A 21,528-nucleotide genomic window follows, 5' to 3' on the forward strand; every position below is an offset into this window, starting at 1 on the left:
TTACGGGGCCACCGTTGGTTATCTGGTGAGTGTGGTCCAGGCCTGCGTGAGGTGTTTGACCAGATCCTGAGGGCGGTGCACCAGCGCATAGCCTTGTGCCCCAAACAGCATGGGCAGGTACTGGTGGGCTTCGTGGTCAATGGTGACGCAAAATGGAATCAGCCCTGCGGCCCGTGCTTCCTGAATGGCGTGGCGGGTGTCTTCCAAGCCGTAACGTCCTTCGTACACATCAATGTCATTGGGCTTGCCATCCGTCAGCACCAGCAGCAGGCGCTGGCGCTCAGGGCGGGCCGATAGCCGTTGGGTGGCATCGCGCAGCGCTGCGCCCATGCGGGTGTAGAAGCCGGGTTTCAAGGCGCCAATGCGGGTGTGTATCGCGTCGCTCCAAGGTTCATGGAAGCCCTTGATGTGCTGGATGCGCACATGCTGTCTGCGCACGGAGCTGAACCCCAAAATCTCAAAAGCGTCGCCCGTGCCTGACAGTGCAGAGCCAAAAACGTACAGAGCTTCGCGAATGACATCAATCACGCGGGCATTTGACGTTGCGTAAGCGTCCGTGGACAGCGAAAGATCCGCCAGCAGCAGGGTCGCCAAGCTCCGTTCCGTTCGTTGACGATGGGCGTACACCGGAGGCGTGTCGCTGTGGATGTTGCCGCCGCAGGCTTCGCTTTGGAAGCGTACCCATGCATCGATATCGATCTCGTCTCCACTGACCTGGGCTTTATGCCAGCGTGGTGCTGCTTGCAATATCTCCAGACGTCGGCGCACGCGGCGTGCCGTGGCTTGCAGATGCGCTGGGGGGCGATAGGGTTCTCCGGTGCGGGCCACCACGCACTGCAGCGCGCAGTAGTCGGGCCGCAGTTCGTTGCGGCGCCAGTCCCATTCTGGGGTTTTGGTCCCCGGCCCCAAGGGCAGATCGTCCGCGCTGGCGCTGGGCAAATCCAGGTCAAAGCGTACGCGAGATGCAGTGGTTTGTTCCGACCGGGCCAGTGACAAGGTGTCCATGTCGTTGGCTGCGGCCGAAGCGTTGTCATCCGCAGAGTCGTCCGTGCCGCGATCCAGGCGTACCAGTTCACTCCAGCTCGTCAGAGAGTCCGTCTTGGCGGCCAGAAGCATGGCGTTGCGCGATGGCTGGTGCTTGACATTGCGAGCGCGGCGGCGGTGCGCATCCAGAGGGGAGGGGGCGGGCTCTTCTTCCGATGTGCCGTTGGATGGTGTGGGCGTGGCGGCTGGCTCTGCTCCTCCCCCCGTTTCGCAGGCGTTCAGCCACAGCCACACGGGCGCGACTTCGCGCGGAGTCACGAACAAGGCCGTGTGTTCTTCCCCGCGCAGGGCAGCCTGTACTGCTGCTTCCCAGGGGACATCCTTGGCGCGCAGGCTGCTGAGCAGAGGGCGCTGTGCCAAGTGCGCAGCCGTCAATCGGTGGTGGCGTTCACGTAGCCCTGCGAACCGCTGCAGTGCGCGTGCGGTAGCGGCACGGTTATCGGCAATCCAGTCGCCCGTAGGTTCAAAAACAGAGGCCAGTGCAGCAAGCCAGAGGTACAGGTCGCGGTTCAACTCTACAGAGTCGAATACGCTGATGACGGGGGGCAGCGCGAGTGTCTGTGCATCCAGTTCCGGCATGGCGCTGCGCAGGCCCGAGCCTGCCACTTTTTGAAGCCAATGCCGTGGGCCACCGTGACGGCTGGCCGCTACTGGTGTCACTCGCACGGCTGCGTCGCCCCCGCCTGCACGGTAAAGCAGCGATATGCTGCGCTGCATGTCTTTCAGGGCCACTTGCACATGGGTGCGCTGCGGCTCTGCCAGATGGGTGATGGCGCGGTGCCACCATTGGCCAATCCACTCTTCCATCAAGAGGCTCCATCGCGCCGTTGGCGCAGCGTTTCTTTCACGGCATCCAGTCCAATCTTCCACTCCAGGGTGGGCGTGCGTCCTTGCTGCCCTTGGGTGGCATCGCAGGCAGTGAGGCACTGGCCACACTGCACGCAAGAAAACATCATGCGCTTGATATTGCGCGGATGCAGGCGCATGGGGCATCCGTGGTCGCAGGCGCTGCCACGGGGGCTGTCGCAAGTACGGCATTCACGGGCCCGGTCTCTGGCGAACGAGACGACCATGCCCTTGGGGTTGGCCATCCAGGCCAGGCTTTGAAACAGGCCCACCGCGCAGCCAAATCGGCAAAACAGGTGCCGCGCCAGGGTGAACTCCAGCGTGAAGACCAGTGTGCCTATCGCCAGAAACCGCATCTGGTTGGAGGTGAGCGTGCCGTGCCAGAGGTTGCCCCAGATTTCGGCTGGGGGCAGCAGGTAAGTGAGCAGGGTGATTGCCCAGGCAAAGCCACAGACGAGGCAGGCGGTCAGAAAAAGAGGCCACCAGCGCGCGTTGGGTTGGCGTGTGGCGTGGGGGGTGGGGGAGTTGTCCCAGATGCTGAACTTGCCCGTTGCGCGGTGCAGCAGGTCGTTCAGAGTTTCCACCATCGAAAAGTGGGGGCACAGCCAGCCGCAATACAAGCGACCATAGCGGTAGGCAATGCCCAGGAAGATGGCGATCAAACCCAGGGCGGGCAGAAAGCCGCGCCAAAGAATGGCCCAGCCCGTCTGCACTGCCGTGGCTTCACCGCGCAGGAAGGCATCAATGCCCAAAGACCAGCGCATGCCAAGAACCCACAACTGCGTTTCGTTGAGATCGAAGCGCAAAAGGTTCAGGGCTGGCGCCAACAAGAAGAGCGCCATGAAAGAGCCTTGCAGCCACCTTCTGCGGCGCTGAAGGGGAATCCCGCTCCACAGCGCATGCAGTCCGGCAGGCGCTGTGTGGCACTCCGTGGGAGTGCCGCCGGGAGGCTCGGTTTCAGTCCTCATCACCCACCACCGCACGCACCACCTCATCCAGTGCGAGGACGGTGTCCAGGTCATCGCTCAGCGCATCTACGACAGCGGCACGGCAGGCCTGGCGCAAGCCCATTCCGGCAGAAGCCAGCCGGGCTGCCATGACCAGCAGGCGGGTGCTGGCAGTCTCTTCCAGGTCGTGATCCGTCAGCCTGCGCAGCGCTTGGGCCAGTTGCACCAGCCGCGCCGCCACGGCGGGTGACGCGCGTCCCTCTTTTTCAAGAATGCTGCGCTCCACGGCGGGGGCAGGGTAGTTCAGCGTCAGCGCGGTGAAGCGCTGGCGTGTGCTGGGCTTCAGCCCCTTGAGCAGGTTTTGATAGCCTGGGTTGTAGGAGATGACCAGCATGAATTCTGGCGGCGCCTTGAGCTGCTCACCCGTACGCTCGATGGGCAGAATGCGCCGGTCGTCTGCCAGCGGATGCAGCACCACCGTGGTGTCCTTGCGGGCCTCCACCACCTCGTCCAGATAGACGATGGCGCCCTCGCGCACAGCCCGTGTGAGCGGGCCATCCGCCCACACGGTGCTGCCGTTGCCAATCAGGTGACGCCCCACCAGGTCGGCGGCGCTCAGATCATCGTGGCATGACACGGTGATCAAAGGCCGCCCCAGGCGCGCCGCCATGTGCTCGACGAACCGCGTTTTACCGCAGCCTGTAGGGCCCTTGATGAGCAGAGGCAGCTGCTGTGCGTGGCACTGTGCAAACAGGGCGCACTCGTCGCCTTGCTCCGCATAGAACGGCAGGCTGCTGCTTGCAGCTTGGGCTGCCGTGGCGGCTTCGCGCTGGAGGGTGGGGGTCGTCGTCATGGTCAGGCCCGTTGCAAGCGTGTGCTCACGCCAAGGGACAGGCCTTCTTCATCTGCGGCAGGGCCGATAAAGAAGCTGCTCAGGTAGGCCAGCAGGCCCAGCAGGAACATCACGCCGCCTGCCACACGCACCCAGTAGAAGAACACCAGCTGGTCTTGCGTGGCCATGAAAGGCATGGCACCGGTGGTGGGCATGCGTTGCAGCCACACTTGCAGGATGCCAGCGCCGCTCAGGGCCAGCACCATCACGGCCATACCAATGCTCATGATCCAGAAGCTCCACATTTCCACACGCTGTGCACGCAGGGGGTTGGCTTCACGGCCACGCAGAATGGGCATGGCGTAGCTGATGATGGCAAGCACCACCAGAACGTAGGCGCCGTAGAAGGCCAGGTGTCCGTGGGCTGCGGTAACTTGCGAGCCGTGGGTGTAATAGTTGACGGTGCTGAGGGTGTGGATGAAGCCCCACACGCCAGCGCCCAGGAAGCCGATCACTGCAGTGCCCACTGCCCACAGCACAGCGGCCTGGTTGGGGTGTTCACGGCGGCGGCGTTGCACCATGTTGAAGGCGAACAGCGTCATCATGAAGAAGGGGATGGGCTCCATGGCTGAGAACACGCTACCCACCCAGTGCCAGTAGCCTGGCAGACCGATGAAGTAGAAGTGGTGGCCTGTGCCCAGAATGCCGGTGATCAGCGCGAAGGCCACGATCATGTACATCCACTTGTCGATCACTTCACGGTCCACGCCAGTGGTCTTGACCAGCACGAAGGCCAGCAAAGAGGCCATGATCAGCTCCCAGGTGCCTTCCACCCAGAGGTGCACCACAAACCACCAGTACATCTTGTCGCGCACCAGGTTGCTGGGGTTCACAAAGCTGAACAGGAACATCAGCGCCAAACCCCACAGGCCCATGAGCAGCACCATGGAGATGGCGGTCTTGCGGCCCTTGAGCACGGTCATGCTGATGTTGAAGAGGAAGCCCAGCGCCACCACCACAATGCCGAGCTTGGTCGGCAGGGGTTGCTCCAGGAACTCCCGGCCCATGGTGGCCAGCAGGTCGTTGCCCGTCATTTCGGCCAGCTTGGCGTAAGGCACTAGCAGGTAGCCGAGGATGGTGGCGGCGCCAGCTGCCAGGAAGACCCAGAACAGCACTTTGGCGAACAAGGGGCTGTACAGCTCGGTCTCGCTCTCTTCGGGCACCATGTAATAGGCAGCGCCCATGAAGCCGAACAGCAGCCACACAATCAGCAGGTTGGTGTGAACCATGCGGGCGATGTTGAAGGGGATCGCCGGGAACAAGAAGTCACCGATGACGTATTGGAGGCCCAGCGACAGACCGAAGACGATCTGGCCAGTGAACAGGCCCAGTGCGGCAATGAAGTAGAGCTTGGCTACCGCCTGCGACTGGTATTTGATGGTTGCGGGTTGCATAGGATGATCCTGAAGGGTTGGATATGACATCGCGTGAGGCGCAGGCGCTCACCCTTCGATGTTGGGAGGCCACTTCTCGGTGTTGATGCCGTTCGACCAGCGCAGGAACTCCACGAGATCGTTCAGTTGATCGTCGGTGAAGTTGAACTGCGGCATCTGACGGCGACCGGGGGTATTCGTCGGCATGGCCTTGATCCATCCCTTGATGAAGTCGGGGCCGCGGCGCTCATACACATTGCCCAGCTCTGGGGCGAAGTAGGCGCCTTCGCCCAGCAGCGTGTGGCAGCCGATGCAGTTGCGCGTTTCCCAGAGGTGCTTGCCGCGCACGACGGCCGGGGTCAATTCCGCGGATTTGGATCGCTCGGGAATCTTGGTTTCGGTGTGAAAGATCAGCGCCGCAAAAAGTAGTACGAAGAACGTGGTGCCTCCGTAGAAGATGTTGCGCGCCATCTGGCTGGTGAAGCCTTGGCTCATGGTGGGTTACCTCTCTGTAGTGGGACGAGGGATACGGTACTGATCTCTCACAGGTCCGGGGTTGATTTCTCTCAATAAGATTCATTTTGTGTGAATCTTTGTTTATCATACCCACACTCGAACGCCAAATCCAGCCTCTGTTACTTCTTCAAAGTGGCTGGCTGGCGCGTCACCTAGCGGTTTACGCACCTTCTGTTGCGCAGAAGCGTGACCCATCCATGGGGAGTTCCCGGTGCCATCCATTCCATTGCCGCACGCTCCAGAGTCCGCGCCGCGCTTGCGCGGCGACCTGGGGGTGTGGCTGATCATCCTGGCCGAGTTGTTGACCTTCGGCATCTTCTTTGTGTCGTACGCGTTTGCGCGCAGCCGCGATGTGGCGGGCTTCAACGCAGCGCAGGCCACGCTCGACCTGCATTCCGGCGCGTTCAACACCGTGCTGCTGATCACGGGCAGCTGGTGCGTGGCCCGTGCCGTGCAGGCGGTGCGTAGCGATGCGCGCCGCGCCGGCCTGCGCTGGTTGCTGGCTGCGATGGCTTGCGGAGCAGGCTTTGGCGTGGTGAAGCTGGCTGAATACGCGGCCAAGCTGAACCAGGGCATCGACCTGACTTCCAACACCTTCTACACGCTGTATTTGATGCTCACCGCATTCCACTTCCTGCACGTGGTGGTGGCCATGCTGGCGCTGGGCTACCTGGCGCTGCGCTTGCAACGCGGCGCCTACGGCAGCCACGACAGCCATGCCATGGAGACCGGCGCTGCGTTCTGGCACATGGTCGATTTGCTGTGGATCGTGCTGTTTCCGCTGGTCTATGTATTGCGCTGAGATGGCTGCGAAGGAGAAAGCTGTGCACGAAACCCGCTGGTTGAATGCTGCCTGGGTGCTGCTGTTGGCCGCCACCGCCATCACCTATGTTCTGGGGGAGATGGGCCTCGTGTCGCAAGCAGGAGGCTGGTTCCTGGCAGGTCTGGGTGTCTTGACTGTGGTCAAGGGCGTCGTAGTCATCCAGGTGTTTTTGGAGATGCGCCATGCCCCCGCGCTGTGGCGCTGGCTGCTGCTGGGGTGGCTGGCGTTGGTGATCGCTCTGGTAGCGCTGGCCTACCTGTTGGGGCGGACGTGAGGTTCTCGGACGAAGCCCCTGCCGCCGCATAGATTTGCTGGCGATTTTTGGGGCGCTGGCCAGATCAGCCCCTGGGTGGATGGGCTTGCGCGCGCCAGCCTTCCGGGCGGGCGTGAATGCGGCACAATTTGCGCCTCATTGTTTTCACCGGATGGCACGCCTCCATGACCGACCTTCTTTCGATTGCCCCCCGCGACAAGGCTGAAATTCTGGCCCAGGCGCTGCCCTACATTCGCAAGTTCCATGGCAAGACCATGGTCATCAAGTACGGCGGCAACGCCATGACCGACCCCGCCCTGCAGGCCGACTTTGCCGAAGACGTGGTGCTGCTCAAGCTGGTGGGCATGAACCCGGTGGTGGTGCACGGCGGCGGCCCGCAGATCGAAACGGCCCTCAACCGACTGGGCAAGAAGGGCCAGTTCATCCAGGGCATGCGCGTGACCGATGCCGAAACCATGGAAGTGGTGGAATGGGTGCTGGCCGGTGAAGTGCAGCAAGACATCGTGGGCCTGATCAACCAGGCTGGCGGCAAGGCCGTGGGCCTGACCGGGCGTGACGGCGGCATGATCCGCGCGCGCAAGCTCAAGATGGTGGACAGCAAAGACCCCAACATCGAACACGATGTGGGCCAGGTTGGCGACATTGTCTCCATCGACCCCAGCGTGGTGAAGGCGCTGCAGGACGACGCCTTCATCCCCGTTATCAGCCCCATTGGCTTTGGCGAAAACAACGAGAGCTACAACATCAACGCCGACGTGGTGGCCAGCAAGCTGGCCGAAGTGCTCAAGGCCGAGAAGCTGATGCTGCTCACAAACACCCCCGGCGTGCTCGACAAGGCCGGCAACCTGCTGACCGACCTGACAGCCCGCCGCATCGACGAGCTGTTTGCCGACGGCACCATCTCGGGCGGCATGTTGCCCAAGATTGCGGGCGCGCTGGACGCCGCCAAGGCCGGTGTGAACGCCGTGCACATCATTGATGGCCGCGTGCCGCACGCCATGCTGCTCGAAATTCTGACCGAGCAGGCCTACGGCACCATGATCCGGTCGCACTGAGCGCGGACGCACCATGCGCCTGCTTCTGGTCGAAGACGATGTGATGGTGGCCAGCGGCATCAAGCTGGGGCTCACCGATGCGGGCTATGCCGTGGACTGGGTGGGCAGCGGCGAGCGGGCTGAGGATGTGCTGCGCAACGAATCGTTCGATGCCGCCATCATCGACATTGGCCTGCCGGGCATGGATGGGCTGGAGCTGACCCGGCGCCTGCGCCGCCCCGACATGCCCAGCCGAAGCATGCCGGTGCTTATCCTGACCGCGCGCGATGCCCTGCATGACCGGGTGCAGGGGCTGGACCTGGGGGCTGACGACTACATGGTCAAGCCCTTCGAGCTGCCCGAACTGCTCGCACGCCTGCGTGCGCTGCTGCGGCGCTCACAGGCCTCCACCACGGCGGTGCTCAGCTTTGGACCGCTGGAGCTGGACACCGCAGGCCGCCGTGCCTGCGCCCGCGTGGACGGGGTGGAGCACGTCATTGAGCTCGGGCCGCGCGAATGGACGGTGCTGGAGTACCTGCTCATCCACGCCCCCAAGCCCGCCAGCAAAGACAAGCTCTTGCAGGCCTTGACGGGCTGGGACAAGGAAATCACGCCCAACGCGGTGGAGGTGTATGTCTCGCGCCTGCGCGGCAAGCTGGAGCCGCACGGCGTGGCACTGCGCTCCATCCGGGGCTTTGGCTACCGGCTGGAACTGGCGCAGCAGGCCTGAAGCCGAGGAGGACTGCCCATGCCAGCACACCGTGAAGCCTGTTCGTGTCGGCATGGTGGCGCAGCGCTTCACGGCCGCTGCGTTCCTTGAGTGGACGTCGCCATATGTATGCCCACAGGCCAAGCCCCGCACCTCTCCTTGGTTTGACCGGTATGACCTCTGACTTGCGCAACCGCCTGCTGTTGCTGCTGGTGCTGCCGCTGTGCGTGCTGGCCCTGGTGGGCGTGTGGATGGACTACCGCTCGGCCGACGACGCAGCCAGCCGGCACGACCAGCGCCTGCTGCGCCTGCTCCCGGCGCTGGCCGACTCGGTGGTGGCGCCCTCCATTCATGAACATGGCGCGCCCCTGCTGCTGCTGGCTCCGCCGGTGGAAGATTTTCTGCGCCAGAACGCCGGGTTCGCGGGCTACAGCGTGCGTGACGCCGATGGCCAGTTGCTGCTGGGGGATGAGTGGGTGGATGGCGTGGTCCCCACCACCGCGCAGCCTGAATTCCATAGCCTGGAATATGGCGGCGTGACGTACCGGGTGGCGGTGCAGCGCGGGCGCACCGGGGCTGGGGAGCTGGTGGTGGCGATTGCCGATGGCTCAGACCCTCGCCAGCAATGGGCTCAGCAGCTGCTCTTGCGGGTGCTGCTGCCCAACCTGGTGCTGGTGGCTGCCGCCGCGCTGGCCATCCACTGGGCCGTGGGCCGGGCTTTCAAGCCTTTGGTGGACTTGGCCGAGGCGGTCGAGCACCGTTCGCCGCGCGATCTCAGCCCCATCGACGAAAGCGCCTCGCCCACCGAGGTGCGTCCACTGGTGCATTCGCTCAACCGCCTGTTTGCCCTGGTCAACGCGCAGGCAGAGGGGCAGCGCCGGTTTGTGGCCGACGCAGCCCACCAGTTGCGAACGCCGCTGGCAGGCCTGCAGGCACAGGTGGAAGCCTGGGCGATGATGGCCAAGGCGGCTGGGGCAGTGCAGGGTGATTCTGGTAATTTAGATAAAAAACTGCCTCTAGCGCCCGCCCATAAAGCGCAAGGCGCTATTGTTTTAGGAGTCGAGCAGATTGAGAAGCTGCGCAATGCCACCCGTCGCACTTCGCAGCTGGCGCACCAGTTGCTGGCCTTGTCGCGGGCCGATGAGCGCAGCATGGACGCGCAGCCGCTGCAACGCGTGGATCTGAAAGACCTGTGCGAGACGCTGCTGGAGAACTTCCTCGATGCTGCCACTGGCAAGGGTCTGGATCTGGGGCTGGAAGTGCAGCCGGTGCACGTCACTGGCCATGGCTGGCTGCTGCGGGAGTTGATGTCCAACCTGGTGGACAACGCCATCAAATACACCCCGGCGGGTGGGGTGGTCACCATGCGCTGCGGGCAGCGGCTGGTGCCATCGGGGGCATTGCGGGTGTACCTGGAAGTGGAAGACGACGGCCCGGGCGTGCCCGAGAGTGAGCGCTCCCGCGTTATGCAGCGGTTTTACCGCGTGCCCGGCGCGGTGGGCGAGGGCACGGGTTTGGGCTTGGCCATTGCCGACGAAATCAGCCGGGTGCACCGTGCAACGCTCACGCTGGACACGGGAGCGCATGGCCGAGGCCTGCGCGTGACGGTGCTTTTCCCCTAGTCATCGTGACCCAGCCGGAGTGCGGCTGTGGTGTACCGTCTGGCTGTGGGGGCTGCGCGCAGTCTCGCCGTCAAGGGCTGCGTTTGCAAACCATTTGCAAACCGACGGCGAACGGGTGTGCGAGAATCATTTGCACACAGGATTTACGCCCTGCCGCGCGCTTGAAGGTGCCCGGGTGTTCTTCCAGCCTACCGTGCTACCGGTCGCACTCCACCAGCCCGGGGCTCCGTCTACTTGGCCTGTGGGTCTTTCTCTTTGTTGTTTGCGCATGTCTGATACCTCGTCTCTGATTGAACCTGCCGACTCCGTTGACGCTGAAGAAGCGCCAGCGGCCCGCAAGCGGCCCAAGCCGGGCGAGCGGCGCGTGCAGATCCTGCAAGCGCTGGCGGCCATGCTGGAACAACCCGGCGCCGAGCGCATCACCACGGCCGCACTGGCTGCGCGCCTGTCGGTGAGCGAAGCGGCGCTGTATCGCCACTTCGCCAGCAAGGCGCAGATGTTCGAAGGGCTCATTGACTTCATCGAGCAATCCGTGTTCACGCTGGTGCAGCAGATCACCGGGCGTGACGTGCCTGCCCCCGACCAGCCTGCAGAAGTAGGGCTGCGCCAGGCCAGCCGCATCATTGCGCTGCTGCTGCAGTTTGGCGAACGCAACCCCGGCATGGTGCGGGTGATGGTGGGTGATGCGCTGGTGTTTGAGCATGAACGCCTGCAGCAGCGCATGAACCAGTTCTTTGACCGCATCGAGTCCACCCTGCGCCAATGCCTGCGCGCCAGCGGTTCAGAAACGCCCACCGTGCACGCCCAGGTGCAGGCCAGCGTGTTGACCTCGTTCGCGCTGGGACGCCTGCAACGTTTTGCGCGCTCGGGCTTTCGCCGCAACCCGACCGAGCACCTCGACGCCAGCCTGGCGCTGATGCTGCATTGATGGGCTTGCGTTAGATAGGGCGCAGCGCCCCGTCTGCCTTTCCTTCCAAGCCCCACGCTCACCGGTGTGGAGCTTTTTTTGTTGGGCGAGACCTGGGTGGGTGGCTCCGTGCTGGCGTTTTCCCTGCTGCACCGGGCGGGTGGGCGGCATAAACTGGTCACTGGGTTGACACGCGCCCCTGCGCGCGGCCCCGTTCGCGCTTCGGTGTCACGCAGGTGGCTGCAGAACAACAGGCTTTGGGTGTTACCTCTTTTTTTTGAGGGGGCTTTCGCCGAAGATCAAAAATGCTGCAAAATAGAACGAACGTTCGTTTTATTTGCACGCATGCCCGCCAAATCTGATTCTTCCGCTCCACGCGCCCCCCGCACCCGTGCCACCACTGGCCGGGCCATGCAAAAGGGCCCGCAGACCAAGGCGGCCATCGTTGAAGCCGCCCTGGGCCTGGCCACGCACATTGGTCTGGAGGGGTTGTCGATTGGCGCGTTGGCAGACATTACCGGCATGAGCAAGTCGGGCGTATTCGCCCACTTTGGCTCGCGTGAAGAGCTGCAGATTTCCGTCATCCGCGAATATCACACGCGCTTCGAGCAAGAAGTTTTCTACCCCGCCATGTCTTCGCCCCGCGGCATCGCGCGTTTGAGCGCGATGTTCGACAACTGGATGAAGCGCACCTCCATCGAAATCGACTCGGGCTGCATCTACATCAGCGGCGCTGTGGAGTTTGACGACCGCACCGGCCCTGTGCGCGATGCGCTGGCCAGCTCGGTCATGACCTGGCACGCCGCCATGCGCCGCGCCATCGAGCAGTGCAAGGACTGCGGCGAACTGCGTGCGGACACCAACGAAGAGCAGATGCTGTTCGAGATCCACGGCCTCATCCTGGCGCTGCACTACGAAGCCCGTTTCCTGCAAAACCCGGGCTCCATCGAACGGGCCGTGATGGGTTTTCAAAACATTCTTGCGCGCTACCGCACCGAAGGTGCAGCAGCGCGGGCGGCACCGTCCGCCAAAGCCGCCCCGGCGGCACACCGACCTGCCGCTGCGCGGCGCAAAGTTTCCGTTTCAACGACCACCCCCTCCAAGGAGTAAACCGATGCCTACCTACACGCCGCCCCTGCGCGACATGCAATTCGTGATGCATGAAGTCTTCAAGGTCACCGATGAATTCAAGGCCATGCCCCAGCATGCCGAGGTGGATGTGGACACCATCAACGCCGTCATCGAAGAGGCGGGCAAGTTCGCGTCTGAAGTGATCTTCCCGCTGAACATCAGCGGCGACACCGAAGGCTGCGTGCTGGACAAGGCCACCCACGAGGTCAAGACCCCCACGGGCTTCAAGGAAGCCTATGACAAGTACGTCGAAGGCGGCTGGGCGGCGCTGAGCTGCGACCCTGCCTATGGCGGCCAGGGCCTGCCCTTTGTGCTGAACCAGTGCCTGTACGAGATGATGAACTCGGCCAACCAGGCCTGGACCATGTACCCCGGCCTGAGCCACGGCGCCTACGAAGCCCTGCATGCGCATGGCACCGATGAGCAAAAGAAGCTGTACCTGCCCAAGCTGACCAGCGGCGAGTGGACTGGCACCATGTGCCTGACCGAACCCCACTGCGGTACCGACCTGGGCCTGCTGCGCACCAAGGCCGAACCCCAGGCAGACGGCACCTACAAGCTCACCGGCAACAAGATTTTCATCAGCGCTGGCGAGCACAGCATGGCTTCCAACATCGTGCACCTGGTGCTGGCACGTTTGCCCGATGCGCCCAAGGGCAGCAAGGGCATCAGCCTGTTTGTGGTGCCCAAGTTCAAGGTGAATGCTGATGGCAGCCTGGGCGAGCGCAACCCCATTTACTGCACGGGCCTGGAGCACAAGATGGGCATCCACGGCAACGCCACGGCACAGATCGCCATCGACGGCGCCATCGGCACCCTGGTGGGCCAGCCCAACAAGGGCCTGGCTGCCATGTTCGTGATGATGAACGCCGCCCGCCTGGGCGTGGGCAACCAGTCGCTGGGCCTGACCGAAGTGGCTTTCCAGAACGCGCTGGCCTACGCCAAGGACCGCATCCAGATGCGCTCGCTCAGCGGCACCAAGGCCAAGGACAAGGAAGCCGATCCCATCATCGTGCACCCTGACGTGCGCAAGATGCTGCTCACCGCCAAGGCCTACGCCGAAGGCGCCCGCGCGCTGCAGATCTACTGCACGCTGCTGCTGGACAAGGTGCACAGCCACCCCGACGAAAAGGTGCGTGCCGAGTCTGAAGAACTCGTGGCCCTGCTGACCCCCATCGTCAAGGCCTTCATCACCGACAACGGGCACATCGCTACCAACCACTGCATGCAGGTCTTTGGTGGCCACGGCTTCATCAAGGAATGGGGCATGGAGCAGTACGTGCGCGACAACCGCATCAACATGATCTACGAAGGCACGAACACCGTGCAGTCGCTGGACCTGCTGGGCCGCAAGATCCTGGGCAACAACGGCGCCACGCTGAAAAAGCTGGGCAAGCTGATTGGCAAGCTGGTGGAAGAAGAGGGCGTGAACGAGAAGATGGCCGAGTTCATCAACCCGATCGCGATGCTGGGCGACCAGATGACCAAGTTCACCACCGAAATCGGCTTCAAGGGCATGCAAAATCCCGATGAAGTGGGCGCTGCCGCTGTGGACTACCTGCGCGTGGCCGGCCACCTGGTGTTCGGCTACCTGTTTGCCCGCATGGCCCAGGTCGCCCTGCGCGAAATTGCCGCTGGCAACACCGACCCCTTCTATGGTGCCAAGCTGCAAACCGCACGCTTTTACTTTGCCAAGCTGTTCCCTGAAACCGCCACGCTGATGCGCACCGCCCGTGCCGGCAGCAAGGTGCTGATGGACACGGACCTGGCCCTGGCCTGATCCGACGCCCTGCATGCACGGTGAATTTCAAGCATTTTTGCCCTGGAGCGCTTATGTATAAAGCGGTAGCAGCTATTATTTTGGTAGCAATTGGGGCTCCGGCCTGGGCCCAGATGACCCCTGAGGGCCTGTGGCGCAACGTGGACGACAAGACGGGCGAAGCCAAGGCCGAAATCCGCATCCGTGACACGGGTGCGGGTGGGTTGCTGGGGGTGCTGGAAAAGCGCCTGTCCAAGGACGCCAAACCGGACGATGTGTGCAAGGAATGCACCGATGACCGCAAGGACAAGCCGGTGCTGGGCCTGGAAATCATCCGTGGCGCCAAGAAGGCCGACGGCAAGGACGTGTGGGAAGGCGGCAAGATTCTCGACCCCGAGAACGGCCGCAACTACACGCTGCGCCTCACGCCCATCGAGGGCGGCAAGAAGCTGGAAGTGCGTGGCTCCATCGGCCCCTTCGGTCGCACGCAGACCTGGATCCGCATCCAGTAACCCCCATTCCCGTGGCCGCGCGCACCCCAGCGGGGTGACGCCGCGCCCCAACAAGGAACCCAACCCATGTCCCGATTCCAAGTGAAAAAAGTCGCCGTGCTCGGCGCAGGCGTGATGGGCGCGCAGATTGCCGCCCACCTCGTCAACGTGAAGGTGCCCGTGGTGCTGTTCGACCTGCCTGCGAAGGAAGGCCCGAAGAACGGCATCGTCACCAAGGCCGTCGAAGGCCTGAAAAAGCTCAAGCCTTCGCCCCTGGGTGTGGCTGATGATGCAGCGCTGATCCAGCAGGCCAATTACGAAGAGCACATGCACCTGCTCAAGGAATGCGACCTCGTGATCGAGGCCATTGCCGAGCGCATGGACTGGAAGCTCGACCTGTACACCAAGATCGCTCCCCACGTGGCCAAGCACGCCATCCTGGCGTCCAACACCTCGGGCCTGTCGATCACCAAACTGTCTGAAGTGCTGCCCGAGAGCATCAAGCCTCGCTTTTGCGGCATCCACTTCTTCAACCCCCCGCGCTATATGACGCTGGTGGAGTTGATCAACACCCCCACCACGCAGCCCGAAGTGCTCGACCAGCTCGAAGCCTTCGTCACCAGCGGCTTGGGCAAGGGCGTGGTGCGCGCGCACGATACCCCCAACTTCGTGGCCAACCGCGTGGGTATCGCCGGCATGCTGTCCACGATGAAAGAGGTGGAGAACTTTGGCCTGACCTACGACGTGGTGGACGACCTCACGGGCAAGAAGCTGGGCCGTGCATCGAGCGGCACCTTCCGCACCGCCGACGTGGTGGGCCTGGACACCATGGCCCACGTCATCAAGACGCTGCAGGACAACCTGAGCCTGGAGACCGATCCCTTCTACGAAAGCTTTGGCACGCCCGCCGTGCTGAAAAAGCTGCTGGAGCTGGGCCACCTGGGCCAGAAGACCAAGGCAGGCTTCTTCAAGAAGGTCGGCCGCGACGTGATGCGCTTCGAGCTCGAAAGCGAAGAGTACGTGCCTGCTGGTCAGAAGGCCGACGAGGTGTACGCCCGCATGCTCAAGAAGCCCGCCGCTGAACGCCTGCGCCTGCTGCGCAACGCCGAAGGTGCGCCCGGCCAGTTCCTGTGGGCCATTCTGCGCAACAGCTTCCATTACGCCGCCGTGCACCTTTCAACAATAGCCGACAACGCTCGCGACGTGGACCAGGCCATGCGCTGGGGCTTCGGCATGAAGCAGGGCCCCTTCGAGCTGTGGCAAGAAGCGGGCTGGCTCGAAGTGGCGAAGATGATCCAGGAAGACATCGACGCTGGCAAAGCGCTGTGCAAGGCACCGCTGCCCGATTGGGTCTTCAAGGGCCCCGTGGCCGAGGCCGGTGGCGTGCACACCGCGCAAGGCTCGTGGAGCGCGTCGCGCGGCCAATTCGTGCCACGCCGCCAGCTGCCCGTGTACGAACGCCAGATCTTCCCCGAGGCGCTGCTGGGCGAAACCAGCCTGCCCGACTGGCGCACCGCTGGCACCACCATTGCCGAATCGAAAGCCCTGCGCACCTGGACGCTGGACGGCAAGGTTCTGATTGCCAGCATCAAGAACAAGATGCACGCCATCAGCCCCGAGGTGATGGAAGGTCTGGCTGAAGCCCTGGAGCTGGCCGAGCGCGAATACGACGGCATGGTGATCTGGTCGGGCGATGCGCCCTTCAGCGTGGGCGCCGACCTGGAAGCCACCATGCCCGCCTTTGCCGTGGGCGGCCCCGACGCGGTGGAAAGCATCGAGCAGGAGCTGCAGAACCTGATGATGCGCATCCGCTACGCGCAGGTTCCCGTGGTGGCTGCCATCCACGGCATGGCGCTGGGCGGCGGCTGTGAACTGGCCGTGTATTCGGCCAAGCGTGTGGCGCACATGGAAAGCTACATCGGCCTGGTCGAAGTGGGGGTGGGCCTGGTGCCCGGCGCCGGCGGCCTGACCTACATCGCCCGCCGCGCGGCCGAGAACATGGCGGCCTCGACGAGCAAGGACATCCTGCCCTTCCTGACCGAAGGCTTCACCGCCGCCGCCATGGCCAAGGTGGGCACTAGCGCGCTCGAATCGCGCAAGCTGGGCTACCTGCTGGACAGCGACGTCATCGTTCCGCACAAGGACGAGCTGCTGTTCGTCGCCATCAACGAAGCCAAGTCCATGGCTGCCAGTGGCTGGCGTGCCCCGCACAAGCGTCTGTTCCCCGTGGCGGGCCGCAGCGGCCTGGCCACCATCAAGGCGCAGCTGGTGAACATGCGCGACGGCGGCTTCATCAGCGCCTATGACTTCAAGATCGGCGCCATGATTGCCGAGGTGGTCTGTGGCGGCGATGTGGATGCGGGTTCGATGGTGAGCGAGGAATACCTGCTCACGCTGGAGCGCAAGGTGTTCTGCCACCTGATCGCCCAGCCCAAGACGCACGAGCGCATCCTGGGCATGCTGTCTACGGGCAAGCCTGTCCGGAATTGATGATGCACCCCCTGAGTCGCTTCGCGCCTTCCCCCTCTCCTGCGGGAGGGGGACGCACCCTGTGGCCTGGCAAAGCCAGCTCCACGGGTGCACTGGGCTGGGCCGCGCCAGTGTTCGGCAATGTGAGCTGTGTGCAGTGCGATGGGTATCTGGCATGAGCGCGTTGCAAGCCCCTAACAAACTCCAGCGCTCGCTGATGCGCCTGGACGAAGCACCCGCCTTCATGCGGGGCTTTGTGCAGAACATCATCTTGCGCCGGGCCGTGCCCTTCACCGGCACGGCCGGGGTGAAGTTCGTGTCGCTCACGCCTGAGCGGGTCGAAGTGCATCTTGCCAACGAGCATCGCGTGCAGAACCACATCGGCGGCGTGCACGCCTCGGCCATGAACCTGCTGGCCGAAACGGCCACCGGCATGGTCGTGGGCATGAACGTGCGCGATGACTGCCTGCCGCTGGCCAAGGAGCTTTCCATGGCGTTCAAGAAGCGCGCCACGGGCGGCCTGAAGGCCGTGGCCACGCTCACTGCCGAGCAACGCGCAGCCATGCAGACCAGCGACAAGGGCGAGGTGCAGGTAGCGGTCACGGTGACCGACGAAGCCGGTGTGGAGCCGGTCGAATGTGTATTTACGTGGGCCTGGGTTCCTTCCAGCCGCCCCCCCAAGAATTGAAGGAGTTTCACCATGGCTCAAAAACAAGTCCAGGACGCCTACATCGTCGCTGCCACGCGCACGCCCATCGGGCGCTCGGGCCGCGGCTATTTCAAGAACACCCGGCCTGACGATCTGCTGGTCGCCGCCGTCAAGAGCGCCATGCTGCAGGTGCCCACGCTGGACCCCAAGGCGATTGAAGACGCCATCATTGGCTGCTCTTTCCCTGAAGGCGAGCAAGGCATGAACATGGCCCGCATTGCGATGGGCCTGGCGTTTGACCACCCTGTGGGCGGCGTGACGGTGAACCGTTTCTGCGCATCGGGCATCACCGCGCTGCAGATGGCCGCCGACCGCATCCGCGTGGGCGAGGCCGACGTGCTGATCGCCGGTGGCGCCGAGTCCATGAGCCTGGTGCCCATGGGCGGCAACAAGCCCTCGTTCAACGCCGAGATTTTTGCCAAGGACGAGAACGTAGGCATCGCCTACGGCATGGGCCTGACGGCAGAAAAGGTCGCCCAGCAGTGGAAGGTGAGCCGCGAAATGCAGGACGCGTTCGCCCTCGAATCCCACCAGCGCGCCATCAAGGCGCAAAAGGCCGGTGAGTTCACCGACGAAATCACGCCCATCGAAATCGTGGAACGCTCGCCCAATCTCGCCACCGGCGAAGTGGTGGAAAAGCGCCGCACCGTGAGCCTGGACGAAGGCCCTCGCCCCGACACATCGCTCGAAGGCCTGGCCAAGCTCAAGCCCGTGTTTGCTGCACGCGGCAGCGTCACGGCGGGCAACAGCTCGCAGACCAGCGATGGCGCGGGCGCCCTCATCGTGGCCAGCGAAAAGGCCGTGAAGCAGTTTGGCCTGACGCCCCTGGCGCGATTTGTGAGCTACGCCGCGCGCGGCGTGCCACCCGAGATCATGGGCATTGGTCCCATCGAAGCCATTCCGGCGGCCCTGCGTTATGCGGGTCTCAAGAGCGATGACATCGGCTGGTATGAGTTGAACGAAGCGTTCGCGGCGCAGTCGCTGGCGGTGATCAATACGCTGGGTCTTAACCCTGCCAACGTGAACCCGATGGGTGGCGCGATTGCATTGGGGCACCCGCTGGGCGCTACCGGAGCCATCCGTGCGGCGACGGTGGTGCATGCGCTGCGCCGGCACAAGCTGAAGTACGGCATGGTCACGATGTGTGTAGGTACAGGACAAGGCGCCGCCGGCATCATCGAAGCCCTGTAGTTGGCTGGCTACTGCGCGACTTTCATGCGTCGTTGGGCGGTGCTCGCAATCCTCACGTACCGCAAGTACGTTCCGGTTGCTGCGCTCCGTCCGCCTAGCCTGAAAGTCGCTCGCTACGCCCTTGAGGGTGGGGTGTGAAGGCAGGGGCAACGCCCTGCCTGTTTTTGTTTTCCATTCAAGCCGGTACAGATCGGTTTAGCGCGAGGAGACATATTTGGCTCACTTCGGCAAATCGGTGTCAGACGGTGCGCGGTGGCTGCAGTCTCCGTGACGACGCCCTGGCGTTTGGTTTCGCGGCACACTAGCGGCATGACTTCATCCATCCATCCTTTGGACGAGGCGCTTGCGCTGACGTCTTCCGCGCCCGGGCAGTTCACGGGCCAGACCCACCCCGGCTACTGGAACATGGTGGGGCCATTCGGCGGCGTGACTGCGGCCACGCTGCTGCAGGCCGTGATGCAGCACCCTGACCGGCTGGGCGACCCCTTGTCGCTCACCGTCAATTACGCGGGGGCGCTCACGGCGGGGGCCTTTACCGTGCAGGCCACGCCCGTGCGCACCAACCGGTCCACCCAGCACTGGACTTTGACCATCCTGCAGGCCGATGCCGAAGGCGCGCCCGTGGTGACCACCACGGCCACGGCCGTGACCGCCGTGCGCCGCGACACCTGGAGCGCGGGCGATGTGCCCATGCCCGCCGTGCCCGGCCCCACGGCCCACCCGGCCATCGAACACGGGCCCGAAGCCATGGAGTGGCTGAACCGCTATGAAATGCGCCCCATCACCGGCGCACTGCCGCGCGCCTGGGATGGCAGTGGCGACCACAGCCTGACCCAGCTGTGGATGCGCGACGCACCGGCACGGCCGCTGGACTTTTGCGCGCTGTCTGCGCTGGCTGACCTGTTCTTCCCCCGCGTGTGGTTGCGCCGTGCGCACCGCGTGCCCGCAGGCACGGTGTCCATCACCGTGTACTTCCATGCCAGCGCAGAGCAACTGGCGCAAACCGGCACCGGCTACCTGCTGGGCCAGGCGCGCGGGCAGGAGTTCCGCAACGGGTTTTTTGACCAGACCGTGCAGCTGTGGAACGAAGCCGGCACCATGCTGGCCACCAGCCACCAGATCGTTTACTACAAGGAGTGAGCGCACCGCCGTGCGCTGCTACGTTCCTCATTCACCCCTTTGACCATGACCGAAACCACCAAAGACATCCTCGTCCACACCGAAGCCGGCGTGACCACCATCACCTTCAACCGGGTGGACAAGAAAAACTCCATCACCACCACGATGTATGCCGCCATGGCCGACGCCCTGGCCGCCGCAGAGCAGGACGCGAGCGTGCGCGTGGTGGTGTTCCAGGGCGATGTAGCCATCTTCAGTGCGGGCAATGACATCGGCGACTTTTTGCAGCAGCCCCCTGCCACGCAGGATTCGCCCGTGTTCCGCTTCCTGCACCGCCTGGCCGCCTTCCCCAAGCCCGTGATCGCCTCGGTGTGCGGCCCGGCGGTGGGCATTGGCACCACCATGCTGTTCCACTGCGATCTGGTCTACGCGGGCGACAACGCGGCGTTCTCCATGCCCTTCGTCAACCTGGGCCTGTGCCCTGAAGCCGCATCCAGCCTGCTGGTGCCGCAAATGCTGGGCTACCACCGCGCCGCCGAAGCGCTGTTGCTGGGCGAGCCCTTCTTTGCCGAAGCTGCCCTGGAAGTGGGCCTGGTCAACCGCGTGTTGCCACCCACCGAATGCAACGGCGTGGCGCAAGCCCAGGCCAAGAAGCTGGCAGCCAAGCCCCTGTCTTCGCTGATCGAGACCAAGCGCCTGATGAAAAAGCACCAACTGCCCCAGATTGCGGCCGTGATGGCCGAAGAAGGCGCCAGCTTTGGCCGCATGCTGCGCGAGCCCGCCGCCCGCGAAGCATTTGGCGCGTTTATGGAAAAGAGACACCCAGACTTCAGCAAAGTCTGAAGTCTGGTGCTGGCGCAGCCAGTACGCACTGCGAAGCAGGGCGGTGGATCTTTCGCTAGAAAAGACATCCAGACTTCAGCAAGGTCTGAAGTCTGGAGCTGGCGCAGCCAGCACGCACTGCGCAGCAGGGCGGAAGTGTTTCGCCAAAAGACATCCTGATTTCAGCAAGGTCTGAAGGCTGCTACTGATGTCCGTGATTTAAGCGAAATTGGCTTCCGGCGCTTTATTGACAAGCGCTGGCAGCTATCAAAAGCATAGTAATGATGGCGGGTGGCCCGCCGCGCCTCAAGGGTTTTTATGTCCGCTTCGTCTGCTTCCGCTGCCGCCATCGTGTTCGAGCCCGAGTTCCTCGCCGGGCTCACCACCATCTTTGAAGAGAAGATCGTCTTCAACCAGCTGCTGGGGCTCAAGGTCACCAGCATTGCCCCGCAACAGGTGGTGGCGCGCATCGACATGCGGCCGGAGCTGGTGGGCCACTATGCCTACAACCGCATCCACGGCGGTGTGATCAGTGCCGGGCTGGATGCCATGGGTGGCCTGGCCGTGATGGCCGCCATTGGCGCCAAGCACATGAGCGAGCCACCTGAGCAGCGCCTGCACCGCTTTGCCAAACTGGGCACTATCGACCTGCGCATTGACTACCTGCGCCCCGGCATTGGCCGCCACTTCGAGCTGCGGGCCGAGGTGCTGCGCCTGGGCTCGCGCGTGGCCACCACGCGCATGGAATTCTTTGGCCCTGATGGGCAGCTCATGTCGGCCGGGGCGGCGGCTTATATCGTTTCGTAAGTTGTGCTGCGCCGCAGGCGGTGGGCGTGTGGTCCTGCAAGCC

The 21,528-nt window shown here is 63.7% G+C and carries 20 protein-coding genes; 15 read left to right on the forward strand and 5 right to left on the reverse strand.

Annotation, left to right across the window (positions count from 1 at the left end; all coding sequences use genetic code 11):
• Positions 1-18: 18 nt before the first annotated feature.
• From IHV84_RS01970 to IHV84_RS01990, 5 genes are all read right to left on the reverse strand, one after another.
• A complete protein-coding gene (locus IHV84_RS01970) occupies positions 19-1,851 on the reverse strand; it encodes a nitric oxide reductase activation protein NorD (protein WP_198845592.1) in 1,833 nt (610 codons plus the stop codon).
• Positions 1,851-2,732, reverse strand: coding sequence for a 4Fe-4S binding protein (locus IHV84_RS01975; protein WP_233099646.1), 882 nt, complete (start codon positions 2,730-2,732; stop codon positions 1,851-1,853). Before IHV84_RS01975 ends, IHV84_RS01970 begins: the two co-directional genes overlap by 1 nt.
• Positions 2,733-2,847: 115 nt before the next feature.
• Entirely contained in the window at positions 2,848-3,690 is an 843-nt protein-coding gene (locus tag IHV84_RS01980; protein WP_066783103.1) for a CbbQ/NirQ/NorQ/GpvN family protein, read from the reverse strand.
• 2 nt (positions 3,691-3,692) lie between these two features.
• The gene (locus IHV84_RS01985; RefSeq protein ID WP_198845594.1) at positions 3,693-5,123 is read right to left on the reverse strand and encodes a cbb3-type cytochrome c oxidase subunit I; all 1,431 of its coding nucleotides are present in this window, start codon (positions 5,121-5,123) and stop codon (positions 3,693-3,695) included.
• Between the two features lie 48 nt (positions 5,124-5,171).
• Positions 5,172-5,597 carry a cytochrome c gene (locus tag IHV84_RS01990; protein ID WP_044395751.1) on the reverse strand — a complete coding sequence of 142 codons (426 nt, stop codon included), beginning with the start codon at positions 5,595-5,597 and terminating at the stop codon, positions 5,172-5,174.
• A gap of 232 nt (positions 5,598-5,829) precedes the next feature.
• Here IHV84_RS01990 and IHV84_RS01995 point away from each other — a divergent pair, with 232 nt between their 5' ends.
• From IHV84_RS01995 to IHV84_RS02065, 15 genes are all read left to right on the forward strand, one after another.
• Positions 5,830-6,420, forward strand: coding sequence for a cytochrome c oxidase subunit 3 family protein (locus IHV84_RS01995; protein WP_142082188.1), 591 nt, complete (start codon positions 5,830-5,832; stop codon positions 6,418-6,420).
• Between the two features lie 22 nt (positions 6,421-6,442).
• The gene (locus tag IHV84_RS02000; RefSeq protein WP_240485268.1) at positions 6,443-6,715 is read left to right on the forward strand and encodes a cytochrome C oxidase subunit IV family protein; all 273 of its coding nucleotides are present in this window, start codon (positions 6,443-6,445) and stop codon (positions 6,713-6,715) included.
• Between the two features lie 164 nt (positions 6,716-6,879).
• On the forward strand, positions 6,880-7,770 hold the full coding sequence (argB, locus tag IHV84_RS02005) for an acetylglutamate kinase (RefSeq protein ID WP_044395884.1): 891 nt from the start codon (positions 6,880-6,882) through the stop codon (positions 7,768-7,770).
• A gap of 13 nt (positions 7,771-7,783) precedes the next feature.
• Entirely contained in the window at positions 7,784-8,479 is a 696-nt protein-coding gene (locus IHV84_RS02010) for a response regulator transcription factor (protein ID WP_066690180.1), read from the forward strand.
• Positions 8,480-8,631: 152 nt separating this feature from the next.
• Positions 8,632-10,080, forward strand: a complete 1,449-nt coding sequence (locus tag IHV84_RS02015; protein WP_198845595.1) for a sensor histidine kinase — start codon at positions 8,632-8,634, stop codon at positions 10,078-10,080.
• A 268-nt stretch (positions 10,081-10,348) separates the two neighbouring features.
• The gene (gene slmA, locus IHV84_RS02020) at positions 10,349-11,008 is read left to right on the forward strand and encodes a nucleoid occlusion factor SlmA (protein ID WP_142082180.1); all 660 of its coding nucleotides are present in this window, start codon (positions 10,349-10,351) and stop codon (positions 11,006-11,008) included.
• Positions 11,009-11,332: 324 nt separating this feature from the next.
• The gene (locus tag IHV84_RS02025) at positions 11,333-12,097 is read left to right on the forward strand and encodes a TetR/AcrR family transcriptional regulator (RefSeq protein WP_198845596.1); all 765 of its coding nucleotides are present in this window, start codon (positions 11,333-11,335) and stop codon (positions 12,095-12,097) included.
• Positions 12,098-12,101: 4 nt separating this feature from the next.
• Positions 12,102-13,898 carry an acyl-CoA dehydrogenase C-terminal domain-containing protein gene (locus IHV84_RS02030; protein WP_044395765.1) on the forward strand — a complete coding sequence of 599 codons (1,797 nt, stop codon included), beginning with the start codon at positions 12,102-12,104 and terminating at the stop codon, positions 13,896-13,898.
• A 53-nt stretch (positions 13,899-13,951) separates the two neighbouring features.
• Positions 13,952-14,389, forward strand: a complete 438-nt coding sequence (locus tag IHV84_RS02035) for a DUF2147 domain-containing protein (RefSeq protein WP_066692984.1) — start codon at positions 13,952-13,954, stop codon at positions 14,387-14,389.
• Positions 14,390-14,455: 66 nt separating this feature from the next.
• Positions 14,456-16,858 (forward strand): 3-hydroxyacyl-CoA dehydrogenase/enoyl-CoA hydratase family protein, encoded by a 2,403-nt coding sequence (locus IHV84_RS02040; protein ID WP_198845597.1) that lies wholly within the window; start codon positions 14,456-14,458, stop codon positions 16,856-16,858.
• A gap of 154 nt (positions 16,859-17,012) precedes the next feature.
• Positions 17,013-17,525: a DUF4442 domain-containing protein gene (locus IHV84_RS02045; RefSeq protein ID WP_198845598.1), complete on the forward strand. Its 513-nt coding sequence runs from the start codon at positions 17,013-17,015 to the stop codon at positions 17,523-17,525.
• Between the two features lie 12 nt (positions 17,526-17,537).
• Positions 17,538-18,737 carry an acetyl-CoA C-acyltransferase gene (locus IHV84_RS02050; RefSeq protein ID WP_198845599.1) on the forward strand — a complete coding sequence of 400 codons (1,200 nt, stop codon included), beginning with the start codon at positions 17,538-17,540 and terminating at the stop codon, positions 18,735-18,737.
• Positions 18,738-19,046: 309 nt separating this feature from the next.
• Positions 19,047-19,877 carry an acyl-CoA thioesterase II gene (locus tag IHV84_RS02055; protein ID WP_198845600.1) on the forward strand — a complete coding sequence of 277 codons (831 nt, stop codon included), beginning with the start codon at positions 19,047-19,049 and terminating at the stop codon, positions 19,875-19,877.
• Between the two features lie 45 nt (positions 19,878-19,922).
• Positions 19,923-20,699 carry an enoyl-CoA hydratase gene (locus IHV84_RS02060; RefSeq protein WP_066697239.1) on the forward strand — a complete coding sequence of 259 codons (777 nt, stop codon included), beginning with the start codon at positions 19,923-19,925 and terminating at the stop codon, positions 20,697-20,699.
• Positions 20,700-20,996: 297 nt separating this feature from the next.
• On the forward strand, positions 20,997-21,485 hold the full coding sequence (locus tag IHV84_RS02065) for a thioesterase family protein (protein ID WP_198845601.1): 489 nt from the start codon (positions 20,997-20,999) through the stop codon (positions 21,483-21,485).
• The last annotated feature ends 43 nt before the right edge of the window (positions 21,486-21,528 follow it).

The sequence above is a fragment of the Acidovorax sp. IB03 genome (assembly GCF_016406015.1).
In the GTDB taxonomy this organism is placed as follows: Bacteria; Pseudomonadota; Gammaproteobacteria; order Burkholderiales; family Burkholderiaceae_C; genus Acidovorax; species Acidovorax temperans.